This is a genomic window from Pseudomonas brassicacearum (genome assembly GCF_009601685.2).
GTDB classification, from domain to species: Bacteria; Pseudomonadota; Gammaproteobacteria; order Pseudomonadales; family Pseudomonadaceae; genus Aquipseudomonas; species Aquipseudomonas kilonensis_B.
Window position 1 is genome coordinate 1550660 of record NZ_CP045701.2, and the last position, 14104, is coordinate 1564763.

A 14104-nucleotide genomic window follows, 5' to 3' on the forward strand; every position below is an offset into this window, starting at 1 on the left:
AGCCAAAATGTGAGGAGCGGCTATTGTTGTTCAGTTAAATGCAGCACACTTTCGAACCCATTGGGCTGAACTTAGTTTCGCACTGCGCATCTTTTAGCCCATCGACCCGTTTCAATCCAGTGCGGCGGCAAATTATGCCCCAGGCGCCGGTGAGATAGGTGGCCGTGTTTTTCCATGTCATGCAAGGGAGAGTTCCACCCGATGAATCCACGACTGAACCACCTTCGCAGCCTGCCGATGCTGGTCCTGATGCTGCTCACCACGTTGCTGGCCGGTTGCGGCATCAATAACATCCCGACCCTGGACGAACAGGCCAAGGCTGCCTGGGGCCAGGTGCAGAACCAGTACCAGCGGCGCGCCGACCTGATTCCCAACCTGGTGGAAACCGTCAAGGGCTACGCCCAGCACGAGCAGGAAACCCTCACCGCTGTGATTGAAGCGCGGGCCAAGGCGACGTCGATCCAGGTCGACGCCAGCACCCTGGACAATCCCGAAAGACTCAAGCAGTTCCAGCAGGCCCAGGACCAGTTGAGCGGCGCGTTGAGCCGGCTGATGGTGGTGGTCGAGCGTTATCCGGACCTCAAGGCCAACCAGAATTTCCTGGCGTTGCAATCGCAGCTCGAAGGCACCGAGAACCGCATCGCCGTGGCCCGCCGCGACTTCATCCTGGCCGTGCAGAAATACAACACCGAGATCCGCACGTTCCCGGGACGCCTGTGGCACAGCGTGCTGTACAGCGACCTGCCGATCCGCGAAACCTTCGAGGCCACCAGCCCCAATGCCGAAAAAGCCCCTGAAGTGAAGTTCTGAACAAACTGTGGGAGCGAGCTCGCTCCCACACTGGAGTTCCAATGCGCGTGTTGAAATTTGGCCTGGTGCTGTTGCTCTGGGTGTTTGCCATCACGGCCCAGGCCGAGCTGAAGTTTCCGGCATTGACCGGGCGGGTGGTGGACGCCGCCCAGATGCTTGAGCCATCGGTACGCACGCAACTGCAAGCGCAGCTCAAGGCCCATGAACAGGCCACCGGCGAACAGGTCGTGGTGGTCACGCTGGCGGACCTGCAGGGCAGCAGCATCGAAGACTTCGGCTATCAACTGGGGCGCCACTGGGGCATCGGGCAGAAGGATAAAAACAACGGCGCGCTGCTGATTGTCGCCCGGGATGACCGTAAACTGCGCATCGAGGTGGGCTATGGCCTGGAAGATCGCCTGACCGACGCGCAGAGTTCGGTGATCATCAACCAGGTGATTACCCCGGCCTTCAAGACCGGCAACTTCAACAAAGGCATCAGCGACGGCGTCGCGGCGATGCTGGTGGTGCTGGGCGGCAGCCCGTTGGATGAGCCGGCGCCGGCATACAGTGCCGATGGGCAGCAGGAGCAGGGCGATTATGTCGAGCGCCATCCAGGGCTGTTCGTCTTCCTGGTGATCCTGTTTATTTTGACGGTATTGGTCTGTCAGATGCTCGGTATCCTGCCGACCGGAAGCGGCGGCTCCCGCGGCTCGCGCGGTTCCGGTGGTTTCGGTGGAGGCTTCGGTGGCGGAGGCGGCGGGGGCTTCAGCGGTGGTGGTGGCAGTTTCGGGGGCGGCGGTTCGTCGGGCGGCTGGTGACAATAATAATGAGCAGGCACTTTTAACCATGGCACTACTGACTGAACACGAACAACGCAAGGTAGCCGAGGCCATCGCCCGGGTCGAGCGGTATACCGACGCTGAACTGGTCACGGTGCTGGCCGCCCGCGCCGACGACTACGCCTATATCCCGCTGCTATGGGCCAGCCTGCTGGCCCTGGTGGTGCCCGGCGTGGTCCATTACCTCACCGGCTGGCTGGCCATGCACAGCCTGTTGCTGGTGCAGTGGGTCAGCTTCATCGTGTTATGCCTGGTGTTTCGCATCCCCAGGATCACCACACACCTGATCCCTCGTTCCGTTCGTCACTGGCGGGCCTCCAACCTGGCGCGCCGGCAATTCCTCGAACAGAACCTGCACCACACCGTGGGCAGCACAGGCGTGCTGATTTTTGTCTGCGAGGCTGAGCGCTACGTGGAAATCCTGGTCGATGAAGGCATTTCCAAGCGCCTGGACAACAAATGCTGGGATGCCATCGTCGCAACGTTCACCCAGCAGGTTCGCCAGGGCCAGACCTTGCAGGGTTTCGTGACCTGCATCGAAGCTTGCGGCGAATTGCTCAAGGAGCACGTGCCGGTGACCCAAGAGCGCAATGAACTGCCCAATCGATTGGTGGTGCTGGGCTGAAAATCTCCTGCCAGCACAAGCCTGTGGGAGCAAAGCTTGCTCGCGATGAACAATGGCTCGGTTTAGCCTGCTGAATCGCGATGTATTCATCGCGGGCAAGCCTTGCTCCCACAGAGGCTACTGGTCGCCAAACGAACTTTTCCGTGCCCTCGCTGCCCATCCCCCCTAAAATACCGCCATTCCCGATTCGCCGCCCCGAGGCCGTTTTTTCATGTCTGCCACCGCAACGCCCGTCCGTCCCGCGCCGGATCACCACGCCCAGTTCATCGAGCTGCTGCGCACCAGCCTCGAGCAGAACGGCTTCATCAAACTGGTGCTGGCCAAGTACGTGGGTGACGAAGCAGACCTCCAGCGGCTGATCATCAAGCAACTGACGGTCAAGGACCAGCCGTGCCTGTCCTTCGTCTACCGCTACAAGACCCGCGATATCACCAAGAATTTCCCGCTGGCCGAAGGGGTGCAAACCATTGCCGCGCTGTTGCCGGCATCGTTCAAGAACGCGCATTTGCTGGCGGTCACCGACGAGGCGCAACTGGAGTACAGCAAGAAGGGCAAGAGCTCGCTGTTCAAGAGCAAGCCCCAGCAACTGCGGGAAGTGCCATCGGCCGAGCACAACCGTGAGAAGAATCGCTTCCTCGACCTGAGCCGGCCATTTTTGGCCGACCTGGGCGTGACCAACCACAAGCACGAGCTGATTCCGGCGATGTCGCGCAAGTGGAAGCAGATCAACAAGTTCATCGAAGTCTTCAGCCATGCGCTGACATCCTCGCCGCTGGCCCTGGATAAACCAGTGCGGGTCTCGGATTTCGGTTCGGGCAAAGGCTACCTGACGTTCGCCATCCACGATTACCTGCGCAACACCTTGCAGGCCGAAGGCGTGGTGACCGGTGTCGAGCTGCGCGAAGACATGGTCAAGCTGTGCAACGAAGCCGCCGCGCGGCTGGAACACCCGGGCCTGAGCTTCCAGCACGGTGACGTGCGCAGCGTGGCGCCAAGCGCGGTGGATGTGATGATCGCCTTGCACGCCTGCGATATCGCCACCGACTACGCGATCCACATGGGCATACGCTCGGGCGCCTCGATCATCATGTGCTCGCCGTGCTGCCACAAGCAGATCCGCTTGCAGATCCAGAGCCCGGCCTTGCTCAAGCCCATGCTGCAATACGGCCTGCACCTGGGCCAGCAGGCGGAAATGGTCACCGACAGCTTGCGGGCGCTGTTCCTGGAAGCTTGCGGCTACGAGACCAAGGTCTTCGAGTTCATCTCACTGGACCACACCAACAAGAACAAGATGATCCTGGCCGTCAAACGCGCCGAACCGGTGGACCCCACCGAGCTGCTGGCCAAGATCCAGGAACTCAAGGCCTTCTACCACATCACCGAGCACTGCCTCGAAACGCTGCTGCGGGCGGATGGATACCTCGCCTGAAGCAGCTATACCGAACGCTGTGGGAGCAAGCTTTGCTCCCACAGGGGAATTTGTATCTTTGGGTATGCATCCCGTCAGGTAATCAGCGGTTATCGCTCGCCTGCCAACACTCCGGTCTACCTTTAATGCGTTAACCATTCACGCATCCCCAAAGGAGCCCTTCCCATGGCTGCCAAGAAAATCCTCATGCTGGTCGGCGATTACGTCGAAGATTATGAAGTCATGGTGCCGTTCCAGGCTTTGCAGATGGTCGGTCACACCGTGCACGCCGTGTGCCCGGACAAAACCGCCGGGCAGACGGTGCGCACAGCGATTCACGACTTTGAAGGCGACCAGACCTACAGTGAAAAGCCGGGGCACTTGTTTGCCCTCAACCATGACTTCGCCAACGTCCAGGCCGCCGACTACGACGCGCTGCTGGTGCCGGGTGGACGAGCGCCGGAATACCTGCGCCTGAATGAAACCGTCTTGCAGTTGGTGCGCGATTTCGATCTGGCGGGCAAGCCGATTGCCGCGGTGTGCCACGGTGCACAATTGCTGGCGGCGGCGGGCATCCTCGAAGGGCGTGAATGCAGCGCCTACCCGGCATGTGCCCCGGAAGTACGGCTGGCGGGCGGGACCTACATCGACATTCCCGTGACCCAAGGCCATGTGCAGGGCAACTTGGCGACCGCACCGGCCTGGCCTGCGCACCCGAACTGGCTGGCGGGGTTCCTGACGCTGCTGGGCACGGCCATCACTTTGTAATAACGCTGCACACCAGACTGGCAGGGCAAGCGCAGCGGGTCTTTACTCTCGGGGCATGTTTTCATTGCCAGGAGAAAAAATCATGTCCGGATGGTACGAAATCAGCAAAAGCAGCAGCGGCCAGTTTCGGTTTGTGCTCAAGGCAGCCAACGCCGAGACAATCTTGACCAGTGAGCTGTACACCACCCGCAGCGGTGCCGACAGCGGCATTGCTTCGGTGCAGAAAAACAGTCCGTTGGCCGAGCGCTATGAACTCAAGAGCACCAAGGACGGCCATCCGTACTTCAACCTCAAGGCTGCCAACCATGAGGTGATTGGCAGCAGTGAAGCTTATTCATCGGGCGCGGCCCGGGACAAAGGCATCGCCAGCGTCAAGGCCAATGGACCGACGACGGTCATCAAGGACAAGACCGTGGCTGCGCTCTGAAGGCACAGCAATAAGGGCGCCCAGCCTGTGGACGAGAAATCATGTGTGGGAGCAAAGCTTGCTCGCGATGCAGGCGCTGCGGTTGTGCAGGCTAACCGAGTCATCGTTCATCGCGAGCAAGCTTTGCTCCCACACATAGATCCCCTCGCCACGCGTTTTTAACCTGCCTTTAAACCTCCACCGGCACCGACAACTTCGGATCGCCCAGCGGATGGCTCTTGGCATCGAAGAAGCGCAATTGCACCTTCAGCCCCTGGAACACCTTGGCGTAATGCCGCTTCTGATGCTGGATGAACGCCTGGCTACGGGGGTAGATCGAAATCGCCACGGTTTTCGGTGCGGCCAGGCGCAGGGCTCGCACGATGTGGTGGTCCTGCTCGCCCAGGGCGTGGCCGAACAGGCACAGGTTGTCGCCGTGCTGCAGCAACTGGTCGTAGCAGAACGACAGGTAATCGCTGCTGCGGATGGTCTTGAGCTTGTCCTGGCTCGGGCCTTCATTGACGAATAAAGGCACGTCGTCGAGGGTCTTGATCGTGTTGTTGATGGCGAAACTGCCCAACAAGGTGCCTTCGGTGGAGGTGAGCTTGCGCGCCGTGCCGTCCTGGTTGCGCACCAGGTGCAGGCCGCCGTGCAGGTACAGCAGGCGCGGTTTGTCTGTGGTCGCCTGGCTCAGGTCGAAACTGTGGTCTTCACCGAAGAACAGGTCGCTGATGGTCTCGGGCGCCTGCTGGATCGCCCAGTAGTTGAGCAGGTCGTAGTTGGTGGTGAACACCGTGCGGTAGCGGCTCAGCTCCTGGTTGAGCGTCGCCAGGGTCGCCGGTTGCACCAGGCGCCACGGGATGTGCACCGCATGCACGGTGTTGATCAGCGCTTCCTTGATCGCGTAATAGCGATTGCGTGGCGCGGCGGAGCTGACGGCCAGGGCCTTGTTGACCCGGCTGGTGGTTTTCAGCGCCGCGAGCACCTGTTCGAAACTGCGCGTCTGCATCGCGTCGAACACGCTCAGTTCCGACGGTGTCAGGGGTTTTTCCTCGACGGTACGGGCGTTTTCGAACAGCGAGTCATAGCCGAAATCGTCCCACACCGCGCGGCTGGCCCCATTGCCCACCAGCAGGCCGCTGAAGGCGGTGTCGGCGCGCACGGCCTCCCAGTCTTCAAGCCGGCTGTCGTATTCCTGGAAATCGGTCATCGCAAGGATCATCTCAAAACGTGGCAAAGGCAGGGCGCGACTTTATCACGACCCAGTCTTGAGCCAGATCAAGATGCGTCATGACTACTCGGTCATTCTGTAGGCCCTGCCGATCCGGCCTCAACCAGGAGCGTGACCCCATGAGCAGCACTTTTTTCATTCCCGCCGTGAACATCATGGGGCTGGGCTGCCTCGATGAAGCGATGACCGCTATTCGCAACTACGGCTTTCGCAAAGCCCTGATCGTCACCGACGCGGGGCTGGCCAAGGCCGGCGTCGCCAACATGGTGACCGAGCAACTGGCGCTGCAGGACATCGATTCCGTGATTTTCGACGGTGCCAAGCCCAACCCAAGCATTGCCAATGTCGAGCTCGGGCTGGGGCTGTTGAAGGAGAGCCGGTGCGATTTCATCGTGTCGCTGGGCGGCGGTTCGCCCCACGATTGCGCCAAGGGCATCGCGCTGTGCGCCACCAACGGCGGGCAGATTCGCGACTATGAAGGCGTCGACCGTTCGAGCAAGCCGCAATTGCCGTTGATCGCCATCAACACCACGGCAGGCACTGCCAGCGAAATGACCCGTTTTTGCATCATCACCGACGAGACACGCCACGTGAAAATGGCGATTGTCGATCGCAACGTGACCCCATTGATGTCGGTGAACGACCCGGCGCTGATGGTGGCGATGCCCAAGGGCCTGACGGCCGCCACCGGCATGGATGCACTGACCCACGCGATCGAGGCTTATGTCTCCACCGCCGCCAACCCCATCACCGATGCCTGCGCCCTGAAGGCCATCACCCTGATCAGCAACAACCTGCGCCTGGCCGTGCGTGACGGCAATGACCTGACGGCGCGGGAGAACATGGCCTACGCGCAGTTTCTCGCGGGGATGGCGTTCAACAATGCATCATTAGGTTTCGTGCACGCGATGGCGCATCAGCTGGGTGGCTTCTACGACCTGCCTCACGGGGTGTGCAACGCGGTGCTGTTGCCTCACGTGCAGAGCTTCAACGCTTTGGTGTGCGCCGTTCGCCTGACCGACGTGGCCCATGCCATGGGCGCCGATACGCGCGGCTTCAGCCCGGAAGAGGGGGCCCGGGACGCCATTGCGGCGATCCGCAAACTGGCCCATGACGTGAACATTCCGACCGGCTTGCGCGAGCTGGGCGTACGCCTCAACGACGTGCCGGTGCTGGCTGCCAATGCCTTGAAAGACGCCTGCGGCCTGACCAACCCACGGGCAGCGGACCAGCGGCAGATCGAAGAGATTTTCCGCAGCGCGTTCTAAGCGACCCGGGGCGGCACGAACCTCACACAGAGCATCGCCGCCGCGCCCAGCAGCGCACACAATGCCGCCAGCGGCCAGGCCTGTTGGCTCAACAACAGGCTGGCCATGGCGCCGATTACCGAGGCCATCAGTTGGTGCAGGAACCCACTCAACGCCATGGCATAAGCGCCGGCCACCGGTGAGCCTTCGTTGGCCAGGGACAGGCTGATGGGGTAGATCAACGACTGGCCAAACACCGCGAAGCAATACGGCAGCCAGAAGAGCAACGCGATGCCGCTCAAGGTGAGGCTGCCTGCCAGCATGGTCATGCACCCGCCCAGTACCAGGACGATGCCCCAACCCATCATTCGCCGTTGACCGGTACGCAGTACAAAAGCGTTCACCACCAGCGCCCCAAGCAAATACGCCGCACTGACTGGCCAGCCCAGCAGGCCGTATTCAATGGGCGACCAGTGGAAGCTCTCCTGCAGGATCAGCGGCGCTGCGGTATTGAAGGCGACGATCACGCCGTAACCCAGCCCACCGGCCAAGGCTGGCAGCAGGAACGCCCGTTGTTGGAGTATTTGCCCGTAGATACCCCATGCCGATTGCCCATTGCCGGCTTGCACCAGCACCGGGAACCTGGCCCGGGACACCGCCGCAGCCATGGTCAGGCTGACGGCACCCAAGCCTTGGAAAATCGCCTCCCACCCGAAAGCAGCCTGGATCAGCGAGCCCAGGTACTGGCCGATACCTAGGGCAATCACAAAGGCGATCGATATCCATGACAGCGCCTTGGCCAACAAGTCGCCGCTGAAGCTGTCACGAATCAAGACCCGTGCCATCACCGAGATTCCGCTGGCACCGATGCCTTGGATCAACCTGAGTGTCAGGAACGCCTCCACTGTCGTGCCCAGCGGCAGGGCCAGGTTGCCCAGGCCATACAGCCCCAGAGCCGCCAGCAAGACCGGCTTGCGCCCCAGGCGCTGGCTCAGGCTGCCCCAGAGCAACATGGGCAGCGCCATGCCGATCAGGTACACCGACAAGCCCCAGGAAACCCGGCCCGCATCGGCGCCCAGATCCCGGGCGATATCGGGCAGGGCCGGCAAGTAAATGCTCATGCCCAGTTGGGCCAGGAAGACGGTGGTGCAGGTGACGATCAGGGTTGTACGATTTTTCATCAAGCGTCCCGTCTCAAGGGCGGATGTCACGCCCGTGGCTCAGCAGCAGTTCGGTGACCTTTTCGCAAAACGAGCGAATTACTTTCGACTCCATGTCGGCGCGCAGGGTAATGCGAATAGCGGCCTTGCCTTGCGGCAACACGGGGAAAAAAACCGCCGAGGTGAAATACCCCAGTTCGGCCAGTTCGACGGCCAGGCTGTTGGCCAGCGTCGCTTCACCGCAGGGCACCATACGGATTGCCATGGGACTGCCGCGCTGTTCGGTGCGCACGAGGCTGTCGAAGAAGCGGATGTTAGCCTGCAAACGCTCCTGCAAGGCGCTGAATTCTCGGCTGCGGTGAAGGCGGATCGAGGCCATGCCGGCGCCGATGGCCGCAGCGTTCAGGCTCTGGGACCAATTGCTCGGCCCACCGTAACGCTGCACCAGCGCTTTGTGCCGTTCACTGCCAAACATGACCAGCCCGCCACTGGCGCCGAATGACTTGGCCAGTGAAGCAACGATAAGGGTGCGCTCGTCCACGGCAGGGATGCGCGAACGGACCAGGCCTGCGCCGGACTCCCCGACCGTAGACAGTGCGTGGGAGTCATCCAGATAGAGAAACAGGCCATAGCGCTGCTTGAGATACATCAGGCTGTCCAGGTCCGCCAATCCGCCCATGCTGTAGGCACTGTCGGCTACGTAAGCCACGCTGCGCTGGCGTTTGCACAAGTCTTCAATGAAATCCATGTCGTTGTGCGGGCAGGTGATGACCTGGGTTTCATCGGCGCAGGCGGCCTTGCTGTGGTTCATCGAGTAATGGGCGTGTTTGTCGAACACCATGACCGGCGAACACTGGTTGGTGAACGCGCCGCTGGCCAGCAGCGGCAGGATTCCGGCGCTTGCAGCACTGCACGACAGGGCACTGAGGCAACTGGCGCCAAACAGTTCCGACAATTGGGTTTCGTACTGGTCCAGGATCGCCAGCTTGCAGCGATTTCTTGAGTTGGCGACCCGCAGGGTGCCGGTTTCCCACAGGGCAGTCATGGCGCCGTCCAGCAACGCGGGGTGATAGTCCAGGCCCAGGTAGGACGTGGTACAGAAGTGATGAAAGGTGCGGCCGTATTGATCGACCAGCACATTGGGTGTCTTGACCTCGACATTCAGGCCTGAGATTTTTCCGGCTTCGGTGCCCTGCCAGTTCTGGTCTGCGAGGGAAATCATCTTGCGGTAGTGGGTGAAGTGATGGGGCGCTTGAGCCGTCTGGTTCATGGTGCGATTACATTCCTTGGTGAGTGGTTCTGTCCGTGGGCTGTTTCGATAGCGGTGTGTTTCCAGACTTTACAGATTGTTGTGCAGGGCTTTGAATCGGCCGTTTCCGGTGTGTTTGAGCGTTACGGGAGAGTTCTGTGTAGGACTTTGCCTAGGGCCTTGGACGGGGAATCCATCGGCGATGTCGGAGCTTGGGAATACCAGGGGTTTGCCCCAAGCCCGCTGGGCTATCACTCTTTTCTGAAGGTTGCTCACTCATGCTCACAGGCCTCAATCACCTGACCCTTGCTGTCACCGAGCTGGATCGCAGTGTGGCTTTTTATAACGAGCTATTGCAGCTGCGTCTTGAAGCCAAGTGGAACAGCGGGGCCTATTTATCGCTGCCGGGTTTGTGGTTGTGCCTGTCTCTCGACCCATTGCGCAGGCCCGAGCCGGCGGCGGACTACACTCATTATGCTTTGAGCATCGATGCCGAGGATTTCCCGGTGCTGGTGGCGCGGCTGAACGCGGCCCGGGTGTCATCGTGGCGAGACAACCGTAGCGAGGGTGATTCGTTCTACTTTCTCGACCCGGACGGGCACAAGTTCGAAGTCCATGTGGGCGACCTGGCGTCGCGGTTGAAGGCCTGTCGGCAGGCACCGTATGTCGGCATGGTGTTTTTTACCGAGCCGTGATGGGGCAGCGTCGGATCGAGTTGCTGCGCCTACTGGGCGTTTCATTCCCTACAGTTGATCGCCTACGCTATCCTCATCGGTACTGGGGGCGTCAGTCTCGCTCGTTGTATCGGCGTCACGAACTGACGATTACCCGCTTCGTTTACCGCTGCATTATCCGGATGACCTCCAGCCCCATGGACACTCGAAGTTCCGCGCCGCTGGCCAGCTACATCGACCTTCTGCTGGACGCGGTGTGTGCCGTCGACGGCCAAGGGCGTTTCGTGTTTGTCAGCGCTGCCTGTGAAGAAATTTTTGGCTACACCCCGCAGGAACTGATCGGCCAGCCGATGATCGATCTGGTGCACCCTGCCGACCGCCAGCGGACCCTTGAGGCGGCGCGGGAGATCATGGATGGCGAGCCCAAGCTCAATTTCGAGAACCGTTACCTGCGCAAGGACGGTCGAGTGGTGCACATCCTGTGGTCGGCGCGCTGGTCGCCGGCGGACCAACTGCGCATCGCCGTGGCTCGGGACATCACCGAACGCAAGCAGGCGGAGTCCCGGCAGGCGGCGTTGTATGCGATTTCCGAGGCGGCCCATGCCGCGGCGGACCTGATGGCCCTGTTCAAGCGCATCCACCTGATTATTGGCGAGTGGTTGCCGGCGCTGAATTTTTCGGTGGCGCTGTATGACGAACAATGTTCGCAGCTTAACTTCCCCTATCACGTCGATGACCGGGAAAGGCAGCCCGAATTGCCGGGCACGGTCACCGGGCGTTTGTGCGCCGAGGTGATTCGCAGTGGCCAGCCTATCCTGCTGACGCCCGGTGGCAGTCACTTGCCGCCGGGGTTCGACGACCTTGTGGCACAGCCAGACGCGCCTTGTTGGCTGGGCGTGCCGCTGAACTCGCAGAGTGGCACGATTGGCGCGCTGATCGTCAAGAGTGCGCCGAACAACGTGCGTTACACCGAGCAGGACAAGGAGCTGCTGCAATACGTCTGCGTCCAGATCACCGTCGCCATCGAGCGCAAGCAGTTGCATGCCCGGTTGCAGCATATGGCTCAGTACGATCAACTGACCCAGGTGCCCAACCGCGAATTACTTCGTGAACGGTTCAAGTGCGCACTGACCACCGCCCGTGCTGCGTCCGGGCGCATGGCCTTGCTGTACATCGACCTGGACCGTTTCAAGCAGGTCAACGACACCTATGGCCACGGGGTTGGCGACATGTTGCTACAAGCGGTGGCCAAGCGTCTCAAGGGCTGTATCCGCGACACTGACACCGTGGCACGTATTGGCGGGGACGAGTTCGTGGTCCTGCTGCACAGCATCCATGCCTTGGAGGATGCCCAAAGCGTACAGGAGAAAATCCGCCATGCACTGGCCCAGCCGCTGCGTCTGGACGGGCACTGCCTGAGCATCGAGCCGAGCATCGGTGTGGCCTGTTTCCCCGATCATGGCACTGAAGATGTTGCCCTGTTCCGCCACGCCGACGAGGCGATGTATGCCGCCAAACGCCGGAATCACAGGGTGTTGGATATCGGATAGCGCGCCACCGTTCGTCGTGGTGCTGGACGTTTTTTCAACCTTTCGGGCTTTGCTCGTTTCAAATGTCAGGTGAGGCCCGCTCGCCGGAAACATCACTCACGATCGAACGAAGGTGTCTGCAGCGGGTCGCAGAAGTGGGAGAACCACCCTCGCGGCTGTCGACAGATGCCCGGCGAAAGCCGGAACTGGCCGCAACGGGGTCAGGCGTTTCGCCTGATCATTTGGGGTGGTTCTGATTCAGAGGCGGAGAACCCGCCAGAATTTTCATCAGAGGAGGGCGCGACCATGAGCCGTATGGCCAGCTTTTTTCGCATCACCAGTGTCGTCGTGCTGATGGGCCTGGGTGCCAACAGTGCCTGGGCCCAATCGCCTGCCGAATTCATCAACGATGCTTCAGCCAAAGGCATGGCCGACATCGAGACAAGTCGCATGGCCCACGGGAAAGCCGAATCCAGGGAGGTCAAGGACTACACCATCATGGTGATCAACGACCGCACCACGGCCAATCAACACCTGGCGAAGATCGCCAAGAAGCTTGACTTGCCCGTCGCTCCCCGGGAAGAAGTGGCTGACAAGGCCAAGGCCCTGATGCCGCAAGTCAAGGAAGGCGAGTCGTTCGAGGCTGCGTATGCCGCCAGCCAGGTCAAGGCCACCGAGGAGGCCATTGCGCAGATCCAGCAGGAGGCCCAGACCACCGAAGTGCCGGAGATCAAGGCCTTCGCCGATGAAACCCTGCCTAAACTGCAGACCCACCTCGAGATGGCCAGGGCGCTGCAGGCCAGCCGTTGATCTGCTGCGTTTTTGTATTCAGGGCCGGGACGTTCGCGTCCCGGCTGATTTTTGCCCGCCAGAAGGAGAGCGCTTCCAGCGCGTCTGCGTCAGCACTGGTTCAGGTCTACCTTGTTCTTTTCTTCCAGCCCTTCAAGACTCTTGGCTTCGCCCTGGCCCATGGCCTGGTAATGCTTTCTCAGCGCTTCCAGTTGCTTGAGGTCCAGCGACTCAAGGCCGAGCATCGCATTCTGTGCCTCCTTGGTCGCGCGCAATAACTCATCGACCTTGAGGTGCAAGATGTCGGTATCGCGGTTCTGCGTGTTTTGAATCAGGAACACCATCAGGAAGGTAATGATCGTCGTTGATGTATTGATGATCAGTTGCCATGTGTCATTGAAGTCGAAAAGAGGTCCGCTGAGGGCCCAGAGCGCCAACAAGACGATGGCGCCCAGGAATGTCTTGGGGCTCCCCGCCCAGAGGGCCAGTTTTTGAGCGATTTTTGCGAACGTCATTGCTGTGTTTCCTTATGGGATGCACCTGTCTGGTGTGACAGCAACGAGATGGTGAAAATTCTACTTACATTTCAGTTGCAAGCATCCGTCGACGTTCATCGTCCGGCGCGATGACAGTCGCAACCATTGCCACGCTCGCAGGTCTCTGCTTAAAGCCCTCAGCATCGGAATACATCATGAATTTCGCCCGCACTTTTTACCTCGCCTGCGCTTTGTTCGCCCTGCAAGGCTGTTTCGACAACTCGGATAACGAGACCAAGGACAACACCGACGGCACCAAGTCTTCGGTGCAGATGCAAGAGTCTGGAACTGAAAACAAATAGTCGTCTAGCTCAACCCTGTGGGAGCGAGCTTGCTCGCGATGGCGTCGGCTCAGCGATATCATGGGTGCCTGACACACCGCTATCGCGAGCAAGCTCGCACAGTTGGTGGTGGCGTCTCAGCGCCCTTGTTGCAACACCTTCAGCGCCGCCGAAGCCAGGAAGCCGGAACGGCTCTTCTCTTCAGGATGGTGCAACACATATTCATCAATACGATTGAGCAGGTAGCCGGGCAACGTGATGTTGAGTTTCTGCGCCTTGCCCAGGTACTTGGTCACATCGATGTCCACCAGTGCCCAGGTGCAGCCAGCATATTTCGGATTGGCTGCGTGCAGCGTCACAGTATTGGCCGGCGGAATCGGCGAGCCGTCTTCAGCCAGAATCTCGAAGTGACCCTCGATGGCCTCACGCGCCATCGCCATGGCCTCGTCCAGGTCGTCGCCTGCGGAAAAACAACCGGGGATATCCGGCACTTCAACACCCCAGGCGTGCTTGTCATCGCCCATGGAAATCGCAATCGGGTAAAGCATATTCATCGTCCTCCGGGAACGT

16 protein-coding genes are annotated in these 14104 nt (G+C 60.5%); 11 read left to right on the forward strand and 5 right to left on the reverse strand.

Going from position 1 to position 14104, the window contains the following annotated elements; all coding sequences use genetic code 11:
* Window positions 1-201: 201 nt before the first annotated feature.
* The 6 genes from GFU70_RS06760 (at window position 202) to GFU70_RS06785 (ending at window position 4859) form a co-directional block, all read left to right on the forward strand.
* Window positions 202-810, forward strand: coding sequence for a LemA family protein (locus tag GFU70_RS06760; RefSeq protein WP_153387767.1), 609 nt, complete (start codon window positions 202-204; stop codon window positions 808-810).
* Window positions 811-851: 41 nt separating this feature from the next.
* Window positions 852-1610, forward strand: a complete 759-nt coding sequence (locus GFU70_RS06765; RefSeq protein ID WP_058544301.1) for a TPM domain-containing protein — start codon at window positions 852-854, stop codon at window positions 1608-1610.
* Between the two features lie 28 nt (window positions 1611-1638).
* Complete coding sequence (locus tag GFU70_RS06770) at window positions 1639-2256, forward strand: TPM domain-containing protein (protein WP_058544302.1); 618 nt, start codon at window positions 1639-1641, stop codon at window positions 2254-2256.
* Between the two features lie 211 nt (window positions 2257-2467).
* Window positions 2468-3685, forward strand: a complete 1218-nt coding sequence (locus GFU70_RS06775; RefSeq protein WP_116643006.1) for a class I SAM-dependent methyltransferase — start codon at window positions 2468-2470, stop codon at window positions 3683-3685.
* Between the two features lie 165 nt (window positions 3686-3850).
* A complete protein-coding gene (locus GFU70_RS06780; RefSeq protein ID WP_064107051.1) occupies window positions 3851-4432 on the forward strand; it encodes a DJ-1/PfpI family protein in 582 nt (193 codons plus the stop codon).
* 82 nt (window positions 4433-4514) lie between these two features.
* Complete coding sequence (locus tag GFU70_RS06785; protein ID WP_153387768.1) at window positions 4515-4859, forward strand: YegP family protein; 345 nt, start codon at window positions 4515-4517, stop codon at window positions 4857-4859.
* A gap of 169 nt (window positions 4860-5028) precedes the next feature.
* On the opposite strand, the gene GFU70_RS06790 is transcribed toward GFU70_RS06785, so the two are convergent.
* Window positions 5029-6048, reverse strand: a complete 1020-nt coding sequence (locus GFU70_RS06790; RefSeq protein WP_058543068.1) for a DUF4917 family protein — start codon at window positions 6046-6048, stop codon at window positions 5029-5031.
* Between the two features lie 140 nt (window positions 6049-6188).
* On the opposite strand from GFU70_RS06790, the gene yiaY reads away from it, so the two are divergent.
* Complete coding sequence (gene yiaY / locus GFU70_RS06795; RefSeq protein ID WP_058543067.1) at window positions 6189-7337, forward strand: L-threonine dehydrogenase; 1149 nt, start codon at window positions 6189-6191, stop codon at window positions 7335-7337.
* On the opposite strand, the gene GFU70_RS06800 is transcribed toward yiaY, so the two are convergent.
* Together GFU70_RS06800 and GFU70_RS06805 are read right to left on the reverse strand one after the other, a co-directional pair.
* Entirely contained in the window at window positions 7334-8497 is a 1164-nt protein-coding gene (locus tag GFU70_RS06800) for an MFS transporter (RefSeq protein ID WP_058543066.1), read from the reverse strand. The genes yiaY and GFU70_RS06800 overlap by 4 nt on opposite strands.
* Window positions 8498-8510: 13 nt before the next feature.
* Window positions 8511-9746 (reverse strand): aminotransferase class I/II-fold pyridoxal phosphate-dependent enzyme, encoded by a 1236-nt coding sequence (locus tag GFU70_RS06805; RefSeq protein WP_058543065.1) that lies wholly within the window; start codon window positions 9744-9746, stop codon window positions 8511-8513.
* A 257-nt stretch (window positions 9747-10003) separates the two neighbouring features.
* Here GFU70_RS06805 and fos point away from each other — a divergent pair, with 257 nt between their 5' ends.
* The 3 genes from fos to GFU70_RS06820 all read left to right on the forward strand — a co-directional run bounded on the left by fos (window position 10004) and on the right by GFU70_RS06820 (window position 12738).
* Window positions 10004-10420, forward strand: coding sequence for a fosfomycin resistance glutathione transferase (gene fos, locus GFU70_RS06810; protein ID WP_058543064.1), 417 nt, complete (start codon window positions 10004-10006; stop codon window positions 10418-10420).
* Window positions 10421-10596: 176 nt separating this feature from the next.
* Window positions 10597-11949, forward strand: a complete 1353-nt coding sequence (locus GFU70_RS06815; RefSeq protein ID WP_058543063.1) for a GGDEF domain-containing protein — start codon at window positions 10597-10599, stop codon at window positions 11947-11949.
* A gap of 285 nt (window positions 11950-12234) precedes the next feature.
* Window positions 12235-12738, forward strand: a complete 504-nt coding sequence (locus GFU70_RS06820; protein ID WP_058543062.1) for a DUF4142 domain-containing protein — start codon at window positions 12235-12237, stop codon at window positions 12736-12738.
* Between the two features lie 89 nt (window positions 12739-12827).
* On the opposite strand, the gene GFU70_RS06825 is transcribed toward GFU70_RS06820, so the two are convergent.
* On the reverse strand, window positions 12828-13232 hold the full coding sequence (locus tag GFU70_RS06825) for a low affinity iron permease family protein (RefSeq protein ID WP_057449713.1): 405 nt from the start codon (window positions 13230-13232) through the stop codon (window positions 12828-12830).
* Window positions 13233-13408: 176 nt separating this feature from the next.
* Here GFU70_RS06825 and GFU70_RS06830 point away from each other — a divergent pair, with 176 nt between their 5' ends.
* Window positions 13409-13555, forward strand: a complete 147-nt coding sequence (locus tag GFU70_RS06830; RefSeq protein WP_165826044.1) for a hypothetical protein — start codon at window positions 13409-13411, stop codon at window positions 13553-13555.
* A gap of 116 nt (window positions 13556-13671) precedes the next feature.
* On the opposite strand, the gene GFU70_RS06835 is transcribed toward GFU70_RS06830, so the two are convergent.
* Window positions 13672-14082 (reverse strand): type II toxin-antitoxin system HicB family antitoxin, encoded by a 411-nt coding sequence (locus GFU70_RS06835; protein ID WP_058543061.1) that lies wholly within the window; start codon window positions 14080-14082, stop codon window positions 13672-13674.
* Window positions 14083-14104: the final 22 nt, after the last annotated feature.

Excerpts from the sequence above, each read along its gene's own strand:
- GFU70_RS06790 (WP_058543068.1), bottom strand. The coding sequence starts at position 6,048 with ATGACCGATTTCCAGGAATACGACAGCCGGCTTGAAGACTGGGAGGCC.
- GFU70_RS06825 (WP_057449713.1), bottom strand. The coding sequence starts at position 13,232 with ATGACGTTCGCAAAAATCGCTCAAAAACTGGCCCTCTGGGCGGGGAGC.
- GFU70_RS06800 (WP_058543066.1), bottom strand. The coding sequence starts at position 8,497 with ATGAAAAATCGTACAACCCTGATCGTCACCTGCACCACCGTCTTCCTG.
- GFU70_RS06830 (WP_165826044.1), top strand. The coding sequence starts at position 13,409 with ATGAATTTCGCCCGCACTTTTTACCTCGCCTGCGCTTTGTTCGCCCTG.
- yiaY (WP_058543067.1), top strand. The coding sequence starts at position 6,189 with ATGAGCAGCACTTTTTTCATTCCCGCCGTGAACATCATGGGGCTGGGC.
- GFU70_RS06780 (WP_064107051.1), top strand. The coding sequence starts at position 3,851 with ATGGCTGCCAAGAAAATCCTCATGCTGGTCGGCGATTACGTCGAAGAT.
- GFU70_RS06770 (WP_058544302.1), top strand. The coding sequence starts at position 1,639 with ATGGCACTACTGACTGAACACGAACAACGCAAGGTAGCCGAGGCCATC.
- GFU70_RS06805 (WP_058543065.1), bottom strand. The coding sequence starts at position 9,746 with ATGAACCAGACGGCTCAAGCGCCCCATCACTTCACCCACTACCGCAAG.
- fos (WP_058543064.1), top strand. The coding sequence starts at position 10,004 with ATGCTCACAGGCCTCAATCACCTGACCCTTGCTGTCACCGAGCTGGAT.
- GFU70_RS06835 (WP_058543061.1), bottom strand. The coding sequence starts at position 14,082 with ATGCTTTACCCGATTGCGATTTCCATGGGCGATGACAAGCACGCCTGG.
- GFU70_RS06785 (WP_153387768.1), top strand. The coding sequence starts at position 4,515 with ATGTCCGGATGGTACGAAATCAGCAAAAGCAGCAGCGGCCAGTTTCGG.
- GFU70_RS06765 (WP_058544301.1), top strand. The coding sequence starts at position 852 with ATGCGCGTGTTGAAATTTGGCCTGGTGCTGTTGCTCTGGGTGTTTGCC.
- GFU70_RS06815 (WP_058543063.1), top strand. The coding sequence starts at position 10,597 with ATGGACACTCGAAGTTCCGCGCCGCTGGCCAGCTACATCGACCTTCTG.
- GFU70_RS06820 (WP_058543062.1), top strand. The coding sequence starts at position 12,235 with ATGAGCCGTATGGCCAGCTTTTTTCGCATCACCAGTGTCGTCGTGCTG.
- GFU70_RS06775 (WP_116643006.1), top strand. The coding sequence starts at position 2,468 with ATGTCTGCCACCGCAACGCCCGTCCGTCCCGCGCCGGATCACCACGCC.
- GFU70_RS06760 (WP_153387767.1), top strand. The coding sequence starts at position 202 with ATGAATCCACGACTGAACCACCTTCGCAGCCTGCCGATGCTGGTCCTG.